Here is an 18676-nt window from a genome sequence, read left to right on the forward strand (position 1 = left end):
TCCATGACCTCCAAAGTAACATATAAAGGAAATCTTAGAACTTCCTGTGAGCATTTACAAAGTGGAAATGTATTTATTACAGACGCACCTGTTGACAATCAGGGAAACGGGGAAGCCTTTTCCCCCACAGATACTGTTGCGACTGCGCTGGCCTCTTGTATGTTAACCATAATGGGTATCAAGGCAAGAGATCTTGGTATAGATATTGAAAATACCTTTGCACAGGTTACCAAGCACATGGCTGCAGACCCAAGACGTATCTCCAAAATCGAGGTAGAATTCTTTTTTAATCAAAGTTTTGATAAAAAGCAGAAGACCATCCTGGAAAATGCAGCAAGGACTTGCCCTGTAATTTACAGCCTTCACCCCGACATTGAAAAGGTGATCGCCTTTAATTACTAACTTTATTTATGAGAACCATAATTTTCCTTTTCCTGCTTGCCGGGCAAGGCCTTCACGCGCAAAATAATCCTGAAAAGATCTATTGGCAGGATGAACCCCTTTCCTGGGAAGATTTCAAAGCAAGGCCAGACAAGAGTTCGTCTTTCCAGGCCAATACCAATGCCGGTCTTTCCTATTCCTGGAATTTGAAAAATGAAAATGGGATTTTATCCTTAAGGTATGAGGTGTTTAGCTATTTTAATCCCGAATCTTCCTGGGTGGTTCCCACTTCAAAAAATGATCACCTTTTAACCCACGAACAACTTCATTTCGATATTACCGAGTTGCATGCAAGAAAACTTAGGAAAGAACTTTCAAACCTCCAGATTGAACAGCTGGGAAAAGACCCAAAAAGGGTTTTAAATTCATTTTATTCCCGAATAGAAAAAGAGCGGGCTGTAATGCAGCAAAAGTTTGACAGGGAAACCAATCACAGCATGAACAGGGAAGCAGAGGCTAAATGGCAAAAATTCGTAAAGGATGAACTGGCAAAAGTGAAAGATTACCAGGCGTAGGAGGCAACTTCTTTTTTTGCAGTTTCAAATTCATTTATCATTTCCTCTACAATTTTTGCAGCAGGTTTTATATCGTGGATAAGCCCTGCGATTTGGCCAATTTCAAGTTCTCCCTCTTCAAGGTCTCCCTCAAACATTCCTTTCTTTGCCCGTGCCCTTCCAAGCAAATTTATAAGATCTTCCTTTGTGGGTCTACTTCGATATAATTCCTGGACATCTTCAAAGAATTTATTTTTAAGAAGCCTCACAGGAGCAAGTTCTTTTAAGGTAAGCATAGTATCACCCTCCCTTGCCTTTACCACTTCCTGTTTAAAATTCATATGCGAGGAAGCCTCATCGCTGGCCACGAACCTGGAACCTACCTGTACCGCATCTGCTCCCAGGACCATTGCGGCAAGCATCCCGCGCCCCGTGGCAACACCCCCTGCGGCAATAAGCGGAATATCCAGCTGCTCCTTCACCATGGGAATTAAAGTAAAAGTTGTGGTCTCATCCCGCCCATTATGGCCTCCTGCTTCAAAACCTTCAGCAACAACAGCATCTACGCCAGCCTCCTGTGATTTTAATGCAAATTTCACGCTGCTTACCACATGAACCACTTTTATCCCACGTTCCTGTAAATGCTTAGTCCAGATTTTCGGATTCCCGGCAGAGGTGAACACGATCTTTACCCCTTCAGCAATAATGATCTCCATGATCTTTTCGATCTCGGGATAGAGCATTGGCACATTTACTCCAAAAGGTTTATCTGTGGCTTTCTTGCATTTTTGGATATGTTCCCTGAGGATTTCAGGATACATTGAACCTGCGCCAATTAAGCCCAAACCTCCTGCATTACTTACAGCACTGGCAAGTTTCCAGCCACTGGCCCAGATCATTCCCGCCTGGATGAGGGGATATTGAATATCAAATAATTGCGTAATTCTATTGGCCATAAATATCTTTTAATTCCTATGAAATAACTCCAGATCCTATGAGTTCATCCTCCAGGTACCAGGCGACGAATTGCCCTTCGGTAATAGAGGCCTGGGGCTCTTCGAATACTATATAGGTGCCATTTCCAGTTGGGTAAATTGTCGCATCCTGCAGGGGCTGCCTGTACCTTATCCTGGCTTTGACTTTTAACTCTTCACCTTCATTGATTCTAAGGTCTGGCCGCACCCAGTGGACTTCTTCGTTATTGATAAACAGGGCTTTCCTGTATAGCCCGGGATGGTCTTTTCCCTGGCCGGTATAGATCACATTGCTATCTACATCTGTCTCGATCACGAAAAGCGGCTCAGGGGTTCCTCCTACAGCCAGGCCTTTGCGTTGGCCTTTGGTGAAGTAATGAGCTCCCTGATGTTTTCCTACCACTTTCCCATCGGTTACAGCATAGCGGTATTTTTTTGAAAGGTGCTTCAATTCCTCCATTTTTGAATCGTGGGCAGGTGCCGCGGTGGCATACACCTCTTTATTGGCATCTATTTCTACTATTACTCCTTCTTTGGGCTGTAATTTTTGCTGAAGGAATTCCGGTAACCGAACTTTACCAATGAAACATAATCCCTGTGAATCCTTTTTATCTGCCGTAATGAGGTTTTGTTCTGAAGCTATTTTTCGCACTTCAGATTTTTGGAGTTCCCCTATAGGGAATAAGGTACGGGAAAGCTGTTCCTGGGTAAGCTGACATAGGAAATAGGACTGATCTTTATTCTGATCTTTACCTGAAAGGAGTTGATAATAAGTTTCCCCATCCTTTGTTACTTCAGCTTTTCGGCAATAATGGCCTGTAGCCACATAATCTGCTCCCAGGGACAGGGCTATCTTCATGAAAACATCAAACTTGATCTCCCTGTTGCAAAGTACATCTGGATTGGGAGTTCTACCCCGCTCATACTCACGGAACATATAATCCACAATTCGCTCCTTATACTGCTCACTAAGGTCTACGGTTTGAAACGGAATGCCAAGTTTATCTGCAACCATCATTGCATCATTGCTATCCTCCAGCCATGGACATTCTTTGGAAATGGTAACCGAGTCATCATGCCAGTTCTTCATAAAAAGCCCTATGACCTCATACCCCTGCTGCTGTAATAAATATGCTGCAACACTTGAGTCTACACCTCCAGATAATCCTACTACTACTTTTTTCATAATTTTTTGCTACCGCGCCTTTCATTTGTTTACTAGGGGAAAGAGTCGGTTTACCGGCAGCAAAATTACGAAATAAAAAAAGGTGGTAAAAACCACCTTTGTCTCGAATTGTATAAAATATTATTCTCTTTCAAAACTTAAAGTTCCGCCTGCAGTTGCAAAGGAGAATTGATCATCGCCTGTAAAACTTACGTTCCCTGTAAGATCACCCACGGGAGTAGCAATAGTGTATGATGAGTTTCCATTATTTCTCCAGTTCCCGGTAGACTCTGAAGGTTGACATTGATTTTCAGTTAAATAGAATGTCGCCTCTCCGGTCTCATTTTCATTAAATGTAATAGTGGACTGGGGTGTTTCACAGAAAATGGTATTTAATGGAGCAGTGGCATCCACCATTACCCAGGTACCCAATATAGGATCTTCCCCGGTAGTATCTGCATCATCATCACTGCTGCAGGCTATAAAGGTGGCTGCACATAAAAATAGGAACAAAAATTTCTTCATAACATATGGTTTTAATTCGTTGGTAAATATAGAGAATCCGTCCTAACCTCCTCAAATTTTAGATTTTACGTTTTAATTTCTAATAAAGTTTTAACTGCTGTTCAATATAATTTAACAAAAGTTAAACAAAACTATAGGTAGAAGTAATTTACTTTTACAACAGTATAAACTAAAACAATAAAAAATGCTGAAATTATCTTACCTCAAAAACCTCGCTCTCGTAGCTTTCTTAAGCTTAGGTGTGATGGCTTGCAGTAGTGATGATGAAGGTGGCGATATCATCGTGCCTAACAATACTATTGCAGATTTCGTAGAAACTAACCAGGATTATTCCAGTCTTAATGCTGCGCTTATAGCAACAGATCTTAAGGCTACTCTTGGAGGTTCAACCAATTACACCGTTTTTGCTCCCAACAATGCTGCATTTAATGCATTCCTTTCAGCAAACGGTTTTGAAAGTCTTAGTGCCGTTCCTGTAGGCCTTCTAACCCAGGTGCTGTTAAATCATGTAATAGAAGGAACTGTTTTTTCTGGTGACCTTGCAACGGGATATACCACCAATCTGGCAACCGGTGCTGCTTCAGATGCTAATTTGAGTATGTTCATCAATACTGCAGATGGGGTGGTGATTAACGGGGAGTCTACAGTTACCACAGCCGATGTTGAAGTGGATAACGGGGTTATTCACGCTGTGAATTCTGTTATAGGGCTACCCGATGTTACAACCTTTGCCACAGCCGATCCTAGTTTTGAGATCCTGGTAGCTGCCCTTACCAGAGATGAGGATTTTAATTTTGTACCAATCCTCCAAACCCAGGGAGATCCTGCTCCTTTCACAGTATTTGCTCCTACCAATCAGGCGTTTTTAGACCTGTTGGAGGAATTAGATTTTGGTGGCCTTGATGATATCCCTTCAGATGTTCTTGCTGCAGCCCTTAGTTACCATGTGGTAACGGGAGCCAATGTAAGAAGTGGTGATATAACCGATGGTATGGAAGTTACTACTTTTGAATCTGGAACCTTTACTATCAATGCCAATGGCGACGTAACTATTACAGATGAAAATGGCCGTACTGCCACTATTGTTGCCGTAGATGTACAGGCAACAAATGGAGTTATTCATGTCATAGATACAGTGCTTTTACCGGGCGACGGTAGTGAGCCCGCACCATCCAATACCATTGCCGATTTTGTTGAGAATAATGATGATTATTCCAGTCTTAATGCTGCACTGGAAGTAGCCGGTTTAAAAGAAACCCTTGCAGGGGATGCTGAGCTTACTGTTTTTGCACCCAATAATGCTGCATTTGATGCCTTTCTTTCTACCAATGGATTTGCGGACTTAAGTGCTGTACCGGTTGATGTTTTAACTCAGGTACTTTTAAACCATGTCCAAAGCGGATCAATTTACGCTGCAGATCTTTCCACAGGATATATAGAAAGTATGGCAAGCTGGGGAGCATCTGGAGATGATAACCTTAGTATGTACATCAATACTGAAGACGGAGTTATGATAAACGGAGTATCCACGGTAACTACACCTAATGTTGAAGTGGATAACGGGGTGATACATGCAGTAGATGCTGTTATAGGTTTGCCAGATGTCGTAACTTTTGCCACAGCCGACTCTACATTTGAGATCCTCGTGGCAGCTTTAACAAGGGATGATGATTTCAATTTTGTATCGATCCTTCAAACACAAGGTGATCCTGCTCCATTTACAGTATTTGCACCCACAAATGATGCATTTGTAGACTTCCTTGGGGAATTTGGATTTGAAGATCTTGACGCTATACCTTCCGCAGTTCTTAGTGCTGCTTTAAGTTACCACGTTGTAACCGGAGCGAATGTAAGAAGTACAGATATTACAAATGGAATGGAAGTCACAACATTTGAAACCGGAACGTTCACTATAAACGCCCGGGATACAGTTACTATTCTCGATGAAAATGACCGGGAATCTACAGTAATAGCAGTAGATGTCCAGGCTACCAATGGAGTTATTCACGTAATCGATACGGTATTACTACCTGAATTGTAATACAGGTTCTCTATAGACGAAAATAGCCCGGAAGTTCCGGGCTATTTTTATTTATCTCGAAAAGAATTTACTTCTTGTTCTTCTTTTGTTGTTGCTCTGCCTGCTCCATCATTTCCTGCATCTTCCTTGCAAATTTACCCTGCTTCTTGGGCTTCTTCTTGTTCTCCTGGATCTTGGCGTGGATCTTATCCTCGTCAATGATCACATATTTAATCACCAGCATTATTCCAATTGTAATAAGGTTGGATGTGAAATAATACAGGGAAAGTCCACTGGCAAAATTATTAAAGAACACCAGCATGAATAAAGGGGAGAGGTACATGATAAATTTCATATTAGGCATCCCCGGCTGTTGATTTTGTTGCATTGTTTGACCGGTTGTCATCATCATATAAATGAATATGGCAATAGAGGCCAGAATTGGAAACAAACTCACATGATCCCCGTAGAACGGAATATAGAACGGCAAGTCAAGAACGTTGTCATAACTTGAAAGGTCATCTGCCCACAAGAATCCTTTTTGTCTAAGGTCAAAAGCACTTGGGAAGAACTGGAAGAGGGCATAGAAAACCGGGATCTGCATCAAGGCTGGTAAACATCCGCTCATAGGGCTGGCACCGGCCTTGCTGTAAAGCTTCATCGTTTCCTGCTGCTTCTTCATTGGATTGTCCTTGTACTTCTCGTTAAGCTCATTTATCTCCGGCCGCAGCACCTTCATTTTAGCCTGTGATAAATAAGATTTGTAAGTAACAGGGGATAGCACGATTCGCACTACAATGGTCATTACAATTATTGCAATACCATAACTTGGAAGAAAACTTGCAAGGAAGCTAAAGAATGGTATGAATATATATTTGTTTATCCATCCAAAGATTCCCCAACCAAGCGGTACAATTTCATCCAGGTTCCTGTCATAATCATTCAGGATCCTGTAATCTGTTGGTCCGTAATACCAGTTAAGATTGTAATTAAGTTCGCCGCCCTTAAGCTCCATGGCAAGGTTTGCGGTAAACTCTTTAGTATACACAGTATCTACCTCTTCATCCTGCACCAGGTTCCTTGAAGTAAATTCCCCTCTTGGGAACGCCGTATCTGTCAATAGGATGGAGGTGAAGAAATGCTGCTTAAAAGCTACATAGGTAATATTATCATCTGCATCATCGGTGAAATCGCCGTGTCCCAGGTAATCATCACTGCCGCTACCATATTCCCAGATAAGTTCTGTATATCTGTTCTCATATTCAATACTCTTGGCATTGCGGAAACCTTTAAGCCTCCAGTCAAGGGAAACATCCCGGGATGGATTGAGGACCCTGTTAAGACCCTGGGAACGAATACTGAAATCCAGCATATATTCCCCGGGTTTAAGTACATACCTGTACTCCAGGAATTCAGTTTCAGAGACTTTAAGCCTCATGGTAAGGATCTGGTTGTTTCCGCTTCGGCTTACTTCCGGTTCAAAATAGAGGTTTTCTGTATCCAGTACCCTGCCATCTGTAGTAGTAAAATTCAGGTTAAATGAAGCATTTCCGTCTTTAATAAGATATACAGGATTACCATTATAGGTTTCAAATTGGGTAAGCCTGGCTTCAGAAATATATCCGCCTTTATTGTCCACTTTTAATTCCAGCACATCATTGGAGATGGTTGTGGTATTCTCTGTAGCTGAAGGTAGGGTAGCAGAATAACCAAATGCGCCCAGTTCCCTTTGTGCCCTGTCTACAGCTGCTGAGTCCACAACAGTTTCCTGTGTGAAGGTTTGGGGTGCAGCAACGGGGGTTTGCTCTACCTGTTCTGTAGTGTCCTGTTGAGCCTCTGTTGCCTGCTCGTCAAAAGAGTTATTGTACAACATCCATATAAGGATACCTCCAATGAGAATAAACCCGATAAGGGATTGTACGTCAAATTTTTTTTCTTCCATGTGATTTGATAAAATGATCTGTAAGCGAAATTGTCGCTTTTAATTCTAAGTCAAAAAAATGACCTTTTACTTACTTTGTGCCACATTGACACTGTTTTTGTTTTTGGAATGGTTCAAAGCTGCCTTTATAAAGGAAATAAACAGCGGGTGGGGGTTGGCCACGGTGCTCTTGTATTCAGGGTGATATTGTACCCCAATGAACCACGGGTGATCCTCCAGTTCTACTATCTCTACCAGCCCGGTATCAGGATTTATCCCGGTGCTTTTTAAGCCGGAATGTTCCAGTTCATTCTTATATTTATTATTGTACTCATAACGGTGCCTGTGACGCTCTTTTATTTGAACCGAGCCATAAATCCTGTGGGCAAGGGAACCTTCACTAAGCTCGCAATCCCAGGATCCAAGTCTCATTGTGCCTCCCATGTGGGTAAGGTTCTTTTGCTCCTCCATAATATCGATCACGGGATGCTTTGTCATTGGATCCATCTCTGTGGAATTTGCATTCCTAAGCTGCAGGACATTGCGTGCAAATTCTATCACCGCCATTTGCATTCCAAGGCAAATTCCGAAGAAAGGTATTCCGTTTTCCCGGGCATATCTCACCGCATCGATTTTACCTTCTATTCCTCTTTCCCCAAATCCCGGTGCTACCAATATTCCGTCTAAATGGGCGATCTTATTCTTTATGGTATTCTCGTTAATGAATTCTGAATGAATACTCTCGACCACAACCTTCACTTCATTTTCTGCTCCAGCATGAATAAAAGCTTCCTGTATGGATTTATAAGAATCCTGTAATTCTACATATTTCCCAATTAATCCAATCCTAACCTCGTGTTTTGGATTTTTGTGGCGTTGCAGGAACTGGTTCCAGCGTTCAAGGTTTGGAGTAGTATTATCTGGTAAATTCAACTTTTTAAGCGCTACCGTATCCAGGCCTTCTTCCAGCATTAGATTTGGTACATCGTAAATAGTTGATGCATCTATTGATTGGATCACGGCCTCCTGTCTCACATTACAGAAGATGGCCAGTTTTCTCCTTATATCGTCCGATAATTCATGCTCGGTACGGCAAACCAGGATATCGGCTTTTATACCGCTTTCCATCAATGTCTTTACGCTGTGTTGCGTAGGTTTGGTCTTTAATTCCCCTGCAGCTGCAAGATAAGGTACCAGGGTAAGATGTATGACAAGGGCATTATCATCTCCCAGTTCCCATTTTAATTGCCTTACTGCTTCAATATATGGCAGGGATTCTATATCACCAACAGTTCCACCAATTTCAGTAATGATGATATCGTAGTCTCCTGTTTTTCCAAGAAGTTGTACCCGTTCCTTTATTTCATTTGTAATGTGAGGAACCACCTGCACAGTTTTTCCCAGGAATTCCCCTCTTCGTTCCTTTTCAATGACACTTTGGTAAATACGGCCGGTGGTTACATTATTTGCCTGGGAAGTATTAACATTGAGGAACCTTTCATAATGGCCCAGGTCAAGATCTGTTTCAGCCCCATCCTCGGTCACATAACATTCACCATGTTCGTAAGGGTTAAGAGTACCGGGGTCTACATTAATATAAGGGTCAAGTTTCTGAATAGTGGTTCTAAAACCACGCGCTTGTAATAATTTTGCCAGGGAAGCGGCTATAATTCCTTTTCCAAGAGAAGAAGAAACCCCGCCTGTTACAAAAATATACTTGGTTTCGGCCATTTTAGTAAGTTTGTTGCGTTGTAATATTCAGGGCGCTAAATTACAAAGAAGAAAAGAAAAATCCCCCGATTATTCCTGCTATTATTTTACAGTCCTAACACTACAAAACAATTTATACTTCCCTAATATTTAGGGTATTTGCTGCGTATAGTTCGTAGGATATGCTCCATGCCATTCACCTTAAGATCTGTGACCTGCGATAACTGGTCGCCTAATTTCCCTTTGGGAAAACCTTTTTGCCGGTGCCATATGAGGTAATATTCAGGAATTTCTGAGAGATAATAATCTTTATATTCCCCGTAGTACATTTTGGCATGTGCCAGTTCAATAAGGGCTTTATGGTCGGGCTTAATTTCCATAAAACAAAACTAAGATTAAGTTTTAAGGTAGACGTTAAAAAAATGTGCTACTTAATCAATTCTGAAAAGTTTAATTTTACAGCCTAATTCCAATAAATGAGATACCAGTATCAAATAAGGGTCACTCCTGAAGCTGCAGCAAAAAAAGAACTATTATTCAGGGAGGTTTCCAGGCATTCCGGTATCCCCCTTTCAGAAATTAATCACATAGAGGTATTGAAACGATCTATAGATGCAAGGCAAAAGGCGGTGAAAGTAAATTTGAAGGTGGAGGTATTTGTAGGGGAGGAGCATTTGAAGGAATCCTTTGAGCTTCCCAATTATCCTGATGTTTCAGGAAAAGAAGAGGTATTTATAATAGGCGCAGGCCCTGCAGGATTATTTGCAGCCTTAAGGTGTATTGAAGCAGGGGTAAAGCCTGTGGTCATTGAACGGGGGAAGGATGTAAGGAGCCGCAGGAGGGATCTTAAAGCGCTTAATATTGAGCATATAGTTAATGAAGACTCCAATTATTGTTTTGGAGAAGGGGGCGCAGGTACTTATAGTGACGGGAAGTTGTATACCAGGTCAAAGAAAAGGGGGATGTAAACCGCATTTTGCAGCTTCTGGTGGCCTATGGGGCAACCAACCAGATCCTGGTCGATGCGCATCCTCATATAGGAACCAATAAACTACCCGCTATTATTGCGAGTATAAGGGAAAAGATCCTGGAACACGGGGGAGAGGTGCTGTTCAATACAAGGGTTACAGATATTTTGCTGAAAGATGATGAGGTAAGCGGACTTAAAACCCAACTAGGAGAAACCTTCCATACCAGGAATATAATCCTGGCTACAGGCCATTCTGCCCGGGATATTTTTTCGCTTCTGGAGCAAAAGGGAATTGAGATCGAAGCCAAACCCTTTGCTCTGGGAGTGAGGGTAGAGCATCCGCAACAATTGATAGACAGGATACAGTATAAATGTGATGACCGGGGAGAATTTTTGCCACCTTCCCCTTACAGCATTGTAAAACAAATAAACGGGAGGGGTATGTACTCCTTTTGTATGTGTCCAGGAGGTATTATTGCACCCTGTGCTACAAGTCCGGGAGAAGTAGTCACCAACGGCTGGTCTCCCAGCAGGAGGGACCAGCCCACGGCAAACTCTGGAATAGTTATAGAACTGCGGCTGGCCGATTTCAAAAGCTACGGCCGCACGCCTTTGGCTGGAATGCACTTCCAGAAGGAAATAGAACAAACGGCCTGGGAGCTTGCAGGCAGGACCCAACGTGTTCCTGCACAACGACTTGTTGATTTTGTTGAAGGGAAAATTTCTAGCTGCCTTCCTGAAACTTCCTATAAACCCGGAGTGACATCTGCCGACCTGCGCGAGGTTTTTCCGGAATTTATACACCAAACACTAAATACCGGTTTCAGGGAATTTGGAAAGACCATGAGGGGATATCTTACCAATGAAGCAGTCATACATGCGCCAGAGTCGCGTACATCTTCCCCTGTTCGCATTCCGCGGGATCCTGTGACGCTGCAGCACGTGAGGATAAAAGGTCTTTATCCTTGCGGGGAAGGAGCAGGGTATGCAGGAGGAATCGTATCAGCAGCCATTGACGGTGAAAAATGTGCAGAAAGCTGTGTGGCTGCAATTTCACGGTAGTTGTTTCCAGGGCCCGCAATAATAAAGGTTAAATTATTGATAATTTGACCATGAACCGTTATGGATTTTTCACTTTTGCCTATCTTAATAATGAAGATTAATAAACCAAAGGCATGGCAATAATAGGATCACTCATCAAAGGACTCATAGATCTTAGGGATAGAATAGTTACAGAACCCGATCCCGAGGAAGCACAGCTGGAAGTGCTTAAAGATCTCCTTACCAAAGCCCGGGATACGGCTTTTGGCAAATATTATGGTTTTCAAGGTATTCTTGAAGATGCAGATATTAAAAAAGCCTTTGCAGCAAGAGTGCCTTATTTTGATTATAACAAGATCAATGAGCAGTGGTGGCAAAGAATGCACGAGGGGGAAGAGAATGTCACCTGGCCTGGGAAACCTCCTTATTTTGCACTAAGCAGTGGTACAACCGGGAAAAGTAGTAAAAGAATTCCTGTCACAGAGGATATGGTGGAAGCAATTCGCCAATCTGGTATTAAGCAAATAGGTGCATTAAGTAATTTCGACCTCCCGGGAGATTTCTTTGAAAAAGAGATCATGATGCTGGGTAGTTCTACAGACCTTCTGGAGGCCGGGGATCATAAAGAAGGGGAAATAAGCGGAATTTCAGCCAGTCGTATTCCATTTTGGTTCAGGAGTTATTACAAGCCGGGGGAGGAGATCGCCCAGATAGAGAATTGGGATGAAAGGGTTCAAAAAATAGCTGAAAATGCCAAAAATTGGGATATAGGAGCGCTTACCGGGATCCCGTCCTGGATGGAGCTTATGATGAAAGAGGTTATTAAATATCACAAGGTTTCAAATATCCATGAGATCTGGCCTAACCTGCAGGTCTATACCAGTGGAGGCGTTGCTTTTGAACCTTATGAGAAGAGCTTTAATGCGCTGCTGGCTCATCCAATAACAGTTATTGATACCTACCTGGCTTCTGAAGGTTTCCTGGCTTACCAGTCCAGGCCGGAAACAAATGCAATGAAATTGGTTCTTGATAATGGGATCTATTTTGAATTTGTCCCTTTTAAAGCTGAATACGTTAATGAGGATGGATCAATTAGCGATGATGCCCCTGTAATTCCCCTTTCTGAAGTCAAAGAGGAAGAGGATTACATTCTTCTTATAAGCACTGTATCTGGTGCATGGAGGTATTTGATTGGCGACACCATTAAGTTTACAGATGTTGAAAGGCACGAGATAAGGATCACCGGCAGGACAAAATTCTTTTTAAATGTGGTGGGGTCACAATTATCTGTAAACAAAATGAATGACGCGGTAAAGGAACTGGAGGAAAGATATGATATCGAAATTCCTGAGTTCACTCTGGCCGCTGTTCGAATTGATGGCGAATTCTATCATTCGTGGTATCTTGGCACCAATGGAAAAGTGGATGATGAGGAACTTGCACAGTCACTGGATGAAATACTAAAGCAAGCTAATAAGAATTATAGCGTCGCTCGCAGTAAAGCCCTGAAAGGTGTTAAGGTCAAGACCATTCCATCAGATCTCTTTTACGAATGGAATGCAGCCAATAAAAAGAAAGGCGGGCAGGTTAAAATGGAGAAGGTGATGAACGAGGAAAAGTTCGCGCAATGGGAAGACTTTATTAAAAAGCAGTTGGCTTCTGGATAATTAAATTCCTTTACTCCAGCTCCTCGACCAGTTCCAGGATCTCTTCGGGAGAAAGATATAATCTCTTGATCCTTGCTTTGTACACCTCAGAAAGATCGGCATGCCCAAGGATAAAATCTTTTGTGGCGAGGATGTATTCCCCCATTCCATGATTGACAGCATAGGTATCTGCGGCCCTTTCAGCTTCACGTATATAATTATTGGATAACACATAGCGAATCCCGAAAGTAAGGAGATTAAAACCTTTCCTGTCCCTGTAATCCATGATATGGCCCAGCTCGTGGCCTATCCATCCAATAAGCACATCTTTAGGAATATCCTCAACGCCAAATTCTTCATCTTCTATATGAAGCCTTTCGCTTATCATAATATAATAAGACCTGTTTTTCCTTTTTTTAAATATGCCCGAAAATTTGGGCTGGGCCTGCATAAATGACTTTTTAATACTCTTCTTGAACTTAAATTCAATAGGGGTGTCAATCAATTCCGGGTAATGGGAGAGGGCTATACGAACTTCTTCTTCTATTGAGGGAGGTACAACCTTATTTGTGAAATGTAAACTGTCATTATTTTTCATAACTGTAGATAAAGCAAACATGGAGTTTTGAAATATAAGGAATAACCCGGCACAAAAAAGGATTTGCACAGGAACCTGTCGGTTCTTATGGAGATAAGGCATTCTTATAGCTTTTTTTATAAAGATACTGTTCTCGGGGCATTTTTAAAAATCATAATTATAAAACATAAAAAAGCCCTACACAAAGTGTAAGGCTTAAAACTTTCATAAGTATAGTAACTATATAAACAAAGCCTAAGCTTGTTTCACGTTTACTGCATTTAATCCTTTTCTTCCTTCTTCAAGATCAAACGTTACTTCGTCGTTCTCTCTGATTTCATCAACAAGACCATTTGCGTGTACGAAATATTCTTTGTTTGATTCTTCGTCTGTAATAAATCCAAATCCTTTAGAGTCGTTAAAAAATTTGACAGTTCCTCTATTCATTATATATAAATTTAATTTGGACAAAGATATGATAAATTAATTGATTTTAAATATATCGTGAGTTTTATTTTAAATTTTTTAATTTTTTAAAATTTTTACTGAAAATTTTTCTGTAACATTTTTTCTTTTTTAAAAATCTTAAAAATAAAAAGCTGCCCCTTTGGACAGCTTTTAGATTTTCTGAAAACAGCAGTTGTTATCCTGCCATGATCTTTTGCAATCTCTGAATTAGGGAAGGGTTAGTTTGCATGGCCCCTGCTATTTGCTCATATCTTTCAACGGTAAGATCGGCATCTGTAATGATCTCTTCCATCTCTGCCTGGATTGCAGGTTGCATTTTTTCAATTTTCTCAACTGCTTTTGCATGTTTTTGAAGGTCTTCTTTCGATGCATCAACCTGCTGGTTTTGCATTTTTGCCTGGTGTATTTCATTAAAGGTACCTATCTCCATATCCTGCTCTTCCACGGCAGCTATCATCTTCTTTTGTGCTTTTTGCTGTGCCACCTGTATACCCTGGTAGGCTTCAGCAAATTTTTCCAGTTCAGCATCGGTCACCTTTACATCCTGTTGTTGCTGTTGTTGCTGTGGTAGCTGCGGGGTTTGGGCCATAGCCGTGGAACCCGCAAAAAGTCCTGCGCAAAGCAGCATCACATTCATCTTTCTTTTCAATCTAAACATCTGTTTGTTTTTAATTATTAAAATTTGAAGCTTGCAAACTAAGGGTCTTATCGCATTTTGCATAATTAGGAGCGTTAAAGATTTGTTAGAACCTTGATCTTGCTCAGTTTTTGGATTTCTTTATGAAAGAAAACCCTCTTATCAATCGACTTAATTATTACATTTAATGCGATCAAAATTTAGAGGGCAATCCTTTAAACTCTATAATATCTGCTTCACTATGAAAGGCCCTATTCATACTTTTTTAATTTTGATTATTTCCCTGCTGGCAGGAAGTATGCTCCTCTCATGTGTAGAGAAAGCGGCACCCGGTAACCAAAAGAGGCCTGCAATCAAGGAGGATACGACCAAAACGGTTTCTGCACTTAAGGAGCATTTGATTCAATTGGAGAATGAGTTAATAATTACCTACAGGCTGGATTCACTTACAGATGTTAAAAAGGCTGATAGTTTATGGGCATCTTACAGTAAACATCAGCAAAGAACACTGCTGGCAATTAATAGAATAGATGCTGTAAGGGTGGGGCCCGGCAGCAAAATTGTTGTGCCAGATACACTTGTCGAGGATTTTAATTTATATGCTCCCTTTCCATCCCGGCTTGATATTCTTGAACCTATACCTCAAACTGTTCTTATCTCGCGCAGGGTTCAGGCTTTTGGGCTGTATGAGTGTGGCAGGCTTATAAAATGGGGTCCCGTAAGTACAGGCAAGCAGTCCACTCCCACTCCTGCAGGACTTAATTATGGGAATTACAAAGCTAAAAGGAAAATAAGTACGGTCAACCAAAGCTGGCTCATGCCATATTATTTTAATTTCATGAATTTTGAAGGGGTAGGGGTGCACCAGTACTTATTACCCGGTTTCCCTGCCAGTCATGCCTGTGTAAGGCTTGAGATGGCAGATGCTATGTTCATATATGAATGGGCACAGCAGTGGGAACTGGATGCTACACGCACAAGGGTGGTTCGAAATGGTACACCTTTTATGGTCTTTGGGGATTATGATTTTGAAGCAGATGTACCGTGGCTGCAATTGGTCAATGATCCTGCCGCTAACGAACTGAACAAGCAGGAGCTGGATATTTTAAAAAAATATACCGAGGAATATTTCAAGGATATAAGAAACTTCAATACTATAGAAGTACAGCAGCCTCAGGGTTCAATAGCTACTTAATTCCGCTTTTATTTGTAAATTAAGTTATAAACCAATGTTATGACAAATTCAAAGTTTAAGAATTTCGTGTGGGCTATGCCGCTAATTTTCCTGTTCTTTCCATTTTCCCTGCTTGCCCAGGAAACAACAGTAATGGTAAGGGTGCATAGTAAGGATGCTAAATTTATTGGTAGTTCTATTGGTGGCGCCAAAGTGCTTGTGAGGAATGAGGCTACCGGGGAACTATTAGCTGAAGGTATAACTCGGGGAAGTACCGGAGATACAGAAAAGATCATGCAGGAGCCGCGTAAAAGAGGGGAAAGACTTTCAACAGGTGAAACTGCAGGTTTTCTTGCCAGGCTTGATATTACTGAACCTGTTTTTGTAACTATAGAGGCTATTGCCCCGGTGAATAAAAGACAGGCAGCTGTTAGATCCAGTACGCAGTTATGGGTGATCCCCGGCAAAAATATAGAAGGAGATGGCGTTGTGTTGGAGGTTCCCGGTTTTGTTATAGATATACTTTCTCCTCAAACCCATGAAAGGATCGCGCAGGGGGAGGATATTAATATTCGTGCAAATGTTGTCATGATGTGCGGGTGCCCGGTTACCCCCGGCGGAATATGGAATGCCGATGACTACGAGGTTACAGCCATAATAAAACAGGAGGGAGGGGAACCCAGGGAAGTTCGACTGGAACCCATACAAAAGCCCAGCACCTTCGAGGAAAAAATTTCACTAGAGCCGGGGAATTATGAGATCACAGTATATGCTTTTGATCCTCAAACCGGGAATACCGGGCTGGACAGGACCAATATAATAGTCCAGTAAGGTTTACTTTTCAACTTCAAGGTCTATAAGTCCCAAATCCAGAATGGTCCTTAGTACCCCGTTTTCATTATTACCAAATTCTGTTCTATGTCTGCTGATTTTGATAATTTCGGGATGTGCGTTTTTCATGGCATAGCTATGCGTTGCATTCTGCATCATTTCAAGATCGTTGAGGTAATCTCCAAAGACCAAAGTCTCATCAGGAGAGATATTTAATTTTTCCTGAACTTTTCTTATGGCTACTCCCTTATTGGCAGATTTTGCGGTAATATCTAAAAAGATCCTGGCGGCTACAGCTACTTTAAAATCATTTTCAAACTCTTTATAGGCAGCGTAACTATTTTCCTCCACACCCTGCCAGTCACATAAGGTTACTTTTAATACAGTATCTTCCACTTGAGTTAAGTCATCCACATATTTAAGACGGGTATAATATTTTTTGATTTCGGTAAGAAATCTTTCATCCCGGCATTCCACATAAGCAGAGCCCTTACAACATAATACAGGATTTACATCCTTAAGGTCACGGCCAATCTCAATAAACTTTCTGGCAGCATGTATGTCCATCTCGTTAATATACAGGTCCTGCCCTTTGTGTACCACGTGGGTGCCATTTTCAGCAAAAAAGATCATCCTGTCCTTGATCCTTTCAAAATTTGATTCAAGATTATAATACTGCCGCCCACTTGCCACAGCAAAAAGTATATTTTTCTCTGAAAGAGTTCTTTCTATTTCCCAAAAATCGGAATGGAGCTGGTGGTCATCATTAAGCAAAGTACCATCCATATCTGCAACTATCAATTTGATCATAATCTCTCCTGTTTTCGCCAAAGATAAAAATTTAGAATGCGTTTGATCTTAATACCATATCATTTCTTCCTGTACGTTCATAGCATTAATCAATACTTTATAAAGCATAAAAAACCCGCAATCGTGCGGGTTTAAATACCTTTCTTATGGAAATGATCTAAAATAGGATCGCATCCAGGATAGCACTTACGACTGCAAGAATAACTGCAAGCCAGAGGGATGGTAAAAACCCTACCGTATTAAAGTCCTTGCTTAATTTATCTGCCAGCTCGATAATTATGGCATTCACTATAATCCTAATAATAAAGCCAAGGCCAAGGAAGTAGAAGACCCCTAATGTAGCGATATTAAGCACAGCAGTAAGTATCCAGCTTAAAAGAAAACTTAGGACCCCAATTATAAGAGCCACAATAATGGCGGTTTTAAATCCCTTTAATTCCACCTTGGACATATATTTGGCCGCGATCAATAAAACGACGGCATCAATAACGATATGAAGAAGCCACTGTAACATATAATTTTGGTTTTGGTTAGTTTTTTAAAGATATTAAATATATCAGGACATAGAAGGTCCTATTTCTTACAAATTAAAGTTAAAGAATTTCCTTTAAGCTGTTTTTTATGGGATTTCCTGATGAAAAGTTCGTACAGAGCCTTAAAATTAGCCAACTTTTCACGGTATACCAGGCTGGTCTCAGTGCGATATTTTTGGGCATCTGCAGGATAGCCGGCATAATTCAATCCAAGGTTATTTGAGATAAAAAGGGTGCGGGGAAGATGGAATGCCTGTGTGACCACGATGGCGCTTGGTATATCAAATTCAGTTGAAGATCTTTTCATGCTTTCATAGGTATTTAAACCTGCAGGATCTGTAGAGATGTGGGAGGGAGGAACATTTCTTAAAAGGAGATATGACCGCATTGCACTTACTTCATCATAATCCTTTTCACGGTTGTCCCCACTTAGAAGAAAGCGTTTTGCCTTACCTTTCTTATAAATCCTTAGCCCCGTATCAACCCGGTCCTGCAATACCGGCGACAGTTTACCGTCTGAATGGACACTTGCACCAAGGATTATAACAGTATGGGCATCTGGCAGCGCTTCAATGCTTGAATATACTTTTTCCCTGGTTGATCTTTCAACGTAGAAACTTAAAAGATACACCAGGCCAATCCCTGCTACTAGCAGTAGAACCAGTATAATTAGTAGTCTTTTAATCCTCTTCATAAGGGTTTTTTACAATTATAGTAACGTATTCATCTTAAATGTAGT

Annotated in this window: 18 protein-coding genes and 1 pseudogene; 7 read left to right on the forward strand and 12 right to left on the reverse strand. The window is 41.3% G+C overall.

What is annotated here, in order from left to right; translation table 11 throughout:
• Positions 1–3 precede the first annotated feature (3 nt).
• The gene (locus FHG64_RS16580; protein WP_139067437.1) at positions 4–402 is read left to right on the forward strand and encodes an OsmC family protein; all 399 of its coding nucleotides are present in this window, start codon (positions 4–6) and stop codon (positions 400–402) included.
• 8 nt (positions 403–410) lie between these two features.
• Positions 411–956: a DUF922 domain-containing protein gene (locus tag FHG64_RS16585; protein WP_139067438.1), complete on the forward strand. Its 546-nt coding sequence runs from the start codon at positions 411–413 to the stop codon at positions 954–956.
• Here the strand turns inward: FHG64_RS16585 and FHG64_RS16590 are convergent.
• The 3 genes from FHG64_RS16590 to FHG64_RS16600 all read right to left on the reverse strand — a co-directional run bounded on the left by FHG64_RS16590 (position 944) and on the right by FHG64_RS16600 (position 3599).
• Positions 944–1891, reverse strand: a complete 948-nt coding sequence (locus FHG64_RS16590; RefSeq protein ID WP_139067439.1) for an NAD(P)H-dependent flavin oxidoreductase — start codon at positions 1889–1891, stop codon at positions 944–946. The genes FHG64_RS16585 and FHG64_RS16590 overlap by 13 nt on opposite strands.
• A gap of 16 nt (positions 1892–1907) precedes the next feature.
• On the reverse strand, positions 1908–3095 hold the full coding sequence (mnmA, locus tag FHG64_RS16595; protein WP_139067440.1) for a tRNA 2-thiouridine(34) synthase MnmA: 1188 nt from the start codon (positions 3093–3095) through the stop codon (positions 1908–1910).
• Positions 3096–3215: 120 nt separating this feature from the next.
• Positions 3216–3599, reverse strand: coding sequence for a lipocalin family protein (locus FHG64_RS16600; RefSeq protein ID WP_139067441.1), 384 nt, complete (start codon positions 3597–3599; stop codon positions 3216–3218).
• A 184-nt stretch (positions 3600–3783) separates the two neighbouring features.
• Between FHG64_RS16600 and FHG64_RS16605 the strand changes: the two genes are divergently transcribed.
• Positions 3784–5640, forward strand: coding sequence for a fasciclin domain-containing protein (locus FHG64_RS16605; RefSeq protein ID WP_139067442.1), 1857 nt, complete (start codon positions 3784–3786; stop codon positions 5638–5640).
• A gap of 67 nt (positions 5641–5707) precedes the next feature.
• Here FHG64_RS16605 and yidC read toward each other — a convergent pair whose 3' ends face one another.
• The 3 genes from yidC to FHG64_RS16620 all read right to left on the reverse strand — a co-directional run bounded on the left by yidC (position 5708) and on the right by FHG64_RS16620 (position 9630).
• Positions 5708–7561 carry a membrane protein insertase YidC gene (yidC, locus tag FHG64_RS16610; protein WP_139067443.1) on the reverse strand — a complete coding sequence of 618 codons (1854 nt, stop codon included), beginning with the start codon at positions 7559–7561 and terminating at the stop codon, positions 5708–5710.
• 66 nt (positions 7562–7627) lie between these two features.
• On the reverse strand, positions 7628–9271 hold the full coding sequence (locus tag FHG64_RS16615; RefSeq protein WP_139067444.1) for a CTP synthase: 1644 nt from the start codon (positions 9269–9271) through the stop codon (positions 7628–7630).
• A 122-nt stretch (positions 9272–9393) separates the two neighbouring features.
• Positions 9394–9630: a DUF3820 family protein gene (locus FHG64_RS16620; RefSeq protein WP_139067445.1), complete on the reverse strand. Its 237-nt coding sequence runs from the start codon at positions 9628–9630 to the stop codon at positions 9394–9396.
• A 96-nt stretch (positions 9631–9726) separates the two neighbouring features.
• Here FHG64_RS16620 and FHG64_RS16625 point away from each other — a divergent pair.
• Positions 9727–11282: pseudogene (locus FHG64_RS16625) on the forward strand (NAD(P)/FAD-dependent oxidoreductase).
• 113 nt (positions 11283–11395) lie between these two features.
• Positions 11396–12928 carry a GH3 family domain-containing protein gene (locus FHG64_RS16630; protein ID WP_139067446.1) on the forward strand — a complete coding sequence of 511 codons (1533 nt, stop codon included), beginning with the start codon at positions 11396–11398 and terminating at the stop codon, positions 12926–12928.
• Between the two features lie 10 nt (positions 12929–12938).
• Here FHG64_RS16630 and FHG64_RS16635 read toward each other — a convergent pair whose 3' ends face one another.
• The 3 genes from FHG64_RS16635 to FHG64_RS16645 form a co-directional block, all read right to left on the reverse strand.
• On the reverse strand, positions 12939–13505 hold the full coding sequence (locus FHG64_RS16635) for a M48 family metalloprotease (protein WP_139068004.1): 567 nt from the start codon (positions 13503–13505) through the stop codon (positions 12939–12941).
• Positions 13506–13739: 234 nt separating this feature from the next.
• Positions 13740–13931 carry a cold-shock protein gene (locus FHG64_RS16640; protein ID WP_139067447.1) on the reverse strand — a complete coding sequence of 64 codons (192 nt, stop codon included), beginning with the start codon at positions 13929–13931 and terminating at the stop codon, positions 13740–13742.
• A 196-nt stretch (positions 13932–14127) separates the two neighbouring features.
• Entirely contained in the window at positions 14128–14610 is a 483-nt protein-coding gene (locus tag FHG64_RS16645) for a DUF4168 domain-containing protein (RefSeq protein WP_168191379.1), read from the reverse strand.
• Between the two features lie 220 nt (positions 14611–14830).
• On the opposite strand from FHG64_RS16645, the gene FHG64_RS16650 reads away from it, so the two are divergent.
• Together FHG64_RS16650 and FHG64_RS16655 are read left to right on the forward strand one after the other, a co-directional pair.
• Entirely contained in the window at positions 14831–15784 is a 954-nt protein-coding gene (locus FHG64_RS16650; RefSeq protein WP_139067449.1) for a L,D-transpeptidase, read from the forward strand.
• A 39-nt stretch (positions 15785–15823) separates the two neighbouring features.
• Positions 15824–16594: a hypothetical protein gene (locus FHG64_RS16655; RefSeq protein WP_246054161.1), complete on the forward strand. Its 771-nt coding sequence runs from the start codon at positions 15824–15826 to the stop codon at positions 16592–16594.
• A gap of 3 nt (positions 16595–16597) precedes the next feature.
• On the opposite strand, the gene FHG64_RS16660 is transcribed toward FHG64_RS16655, so the two are convergent.
• The 3 genes from FHG64_RS16660 to FHG64_RS16670 form a co-directional block, all read right to left on the reverse strand.
• On the reverse strand, positions 16598–17404 hold the full coding sequence (locus FHG64_RS16660; protein ID WP_139067450.1) for a Cof-type HAD-IIB family hydrolase: 807 nt from the start codon (positions 17402–17404) through the stop codon (positions 16598–16600).
• Positions 17405–17561: 157 nt separating this feature from the next.
• Complete coding sequence (locus FHG64_RS16665) at positions 17562–17918, reverse strand: phage holin family protein (protein ID WP_139067451.1); 357 nt, start codon at positions 17916–17918, stop codon at positions 17562–17564.
• A 59-nt stretch (positions 17919–17977) separates the two neighbouring features.
• Positions 17978–18631 carry a SanA/YdcF family protein gene (locus FHG64_RS16670; RefSeq protein ID WP_139067452.1) on the reverse strand — a complete coding sequence of 218 codons (654 nt, stop codon included), beginning with the start codon at positions 18629–18631 and terminating at the stop codon, positions 17978–17980.
• Positions 18632–18676: the final 45 nt, after the last annotated feature.

The sequence above is a fragment of the Antarcticibacterium flavum genome (genome assembly GCF_006159205.1).
Taxonomy (GTDB): Bacteria; Bacteroidota; Bacteroidia; order Flavobacteriales; family Flavobacteriaceae; genus Gillisia; species Gillisia flava.

Bases quoted from the DNA above. Each gene is read 5' to 3' on its own strand.
- FHG64_RS16660 (WP_139067450.1), bottom strand. From the start codon at position 17,404: ATGATCAAATTGATAGTTGCAGATATGGATGGTACTTTGCTTAATGAT.
- FHG64_RS16605 (WP_139067442.1), top strand. From the start codon at position 3,784: ATGCTGAAATTATCTTACCTCAAAAACCTCGCTCTCGTAGCTTTCTTA.
- FHG64_RS16655 (WP_246054161.1), top strand. From the start codon at position 15,824: ATGACAAATTCAAAGTTTAAGAATTTCGTGTGGGCTATGCCGCTAATT.
- FHG64_RS16650 (WP_139067449.1), top strand. From the start codon at position 14,831: ATGAAAGGCCCTATTCATACTTTTTTAATTTTGATTATTTCCCTGCTG.
- FHG64_RS16590 (WP_139067439.1), bottom strand. From the start codon at position 1,891: ATGGCCAATAGAATTACGCAATTATTTGATATTCAATATCCCCTCATC.
- FHG64_RS16640 (WP_139067447.1), bottom strand. From the start codon at position 13,931: ATGAATAGAGGAACTGTCAAATTTTTTAACGACTCTAAAGGATTTGGA.
- FHG64_RS16585 (WP_139067438.1), top strand. From the start codon at position 411: ATGAGAACCATAATTTTCCTTTTCCTGCTTGCCGGGCAAGGCCTTCAC.
- yidC (WP_139067443.1), bottom strand. From the start codon at position 7,561: ATGGAAGAAAAAAAATTTGACGTACAATCCCTTATCGGGTTTATTCTC.
- FHG64_RS16580 (WP_139067437.1), top strand. From the start codon at position 4: ATGACCTCCAAAGTAACATATAAAGGAAATCTTAGAACTTCCTGTGAG.
- FHG64_RS16645 (WP_168191379.1), bottom strand. From the start codon at position 14,610: ATGTTTAGATTGAAAAGAAAGATGAATGTGATGCTGCTTTGCGCAGGA.
- FHG64_RS16620 (WP_139067445.1), bottom strand. From the start codon at position 9,630: ATGGAAATTAAGCCCGACCATAAAGCCCTTATTGAACTGGCACATGCC.
- FHG64_RS16600 (WP_139067441.1), bottom strand. From the start codon at position 3,599: ATGAAGAAATTTTTGTTCCTATTTTTATGTGCAGCCACCTTTATAGCC.
- FHG64_RS16630 (WP_139067446.1), top strand. From the start codon at position 11,396: ATGGCAATAATAGGATCACTCATCAAAGGACTCATAGATCTTAGGGAT.
- FHG64_RS16635 (WP_139068004.1), bottom strand. From the start codon at position 13,505: ATGAAAAATAATGACAGTTTACATTTCACAAATAAGGTTGTACCTCCC.
- mnmA (WP_139067440.1), bottom strand. From the start codon at position 3,095: ATGAAAAAAGTAGTAGTAGGATTATCTGGAGGTGTAGACTCAAGTGTT.
- FHG64_RS16670 (WP_139067452.1), bottom strand. From the start codon at position 18,631: ATGAAGAGGATTAAAAGACTACTAATTATACTGGTTCTACTGCTAGTA.
- FHG64_RS16615 (WP_139067444.1), bottom strand. From the start codon at position 9,271: ATGGCCGAAACCAAGTATATTTTTGTAACAGGCGGGGTTTCTTCTTCT.
- FHG64_RS16665 (WP_139067451.1), bottom strand. From the start codon at position 17,918: ATGTTACAGTGGCTTCTTCATATCGTTATTGATGCCGTCGTTTTATTG.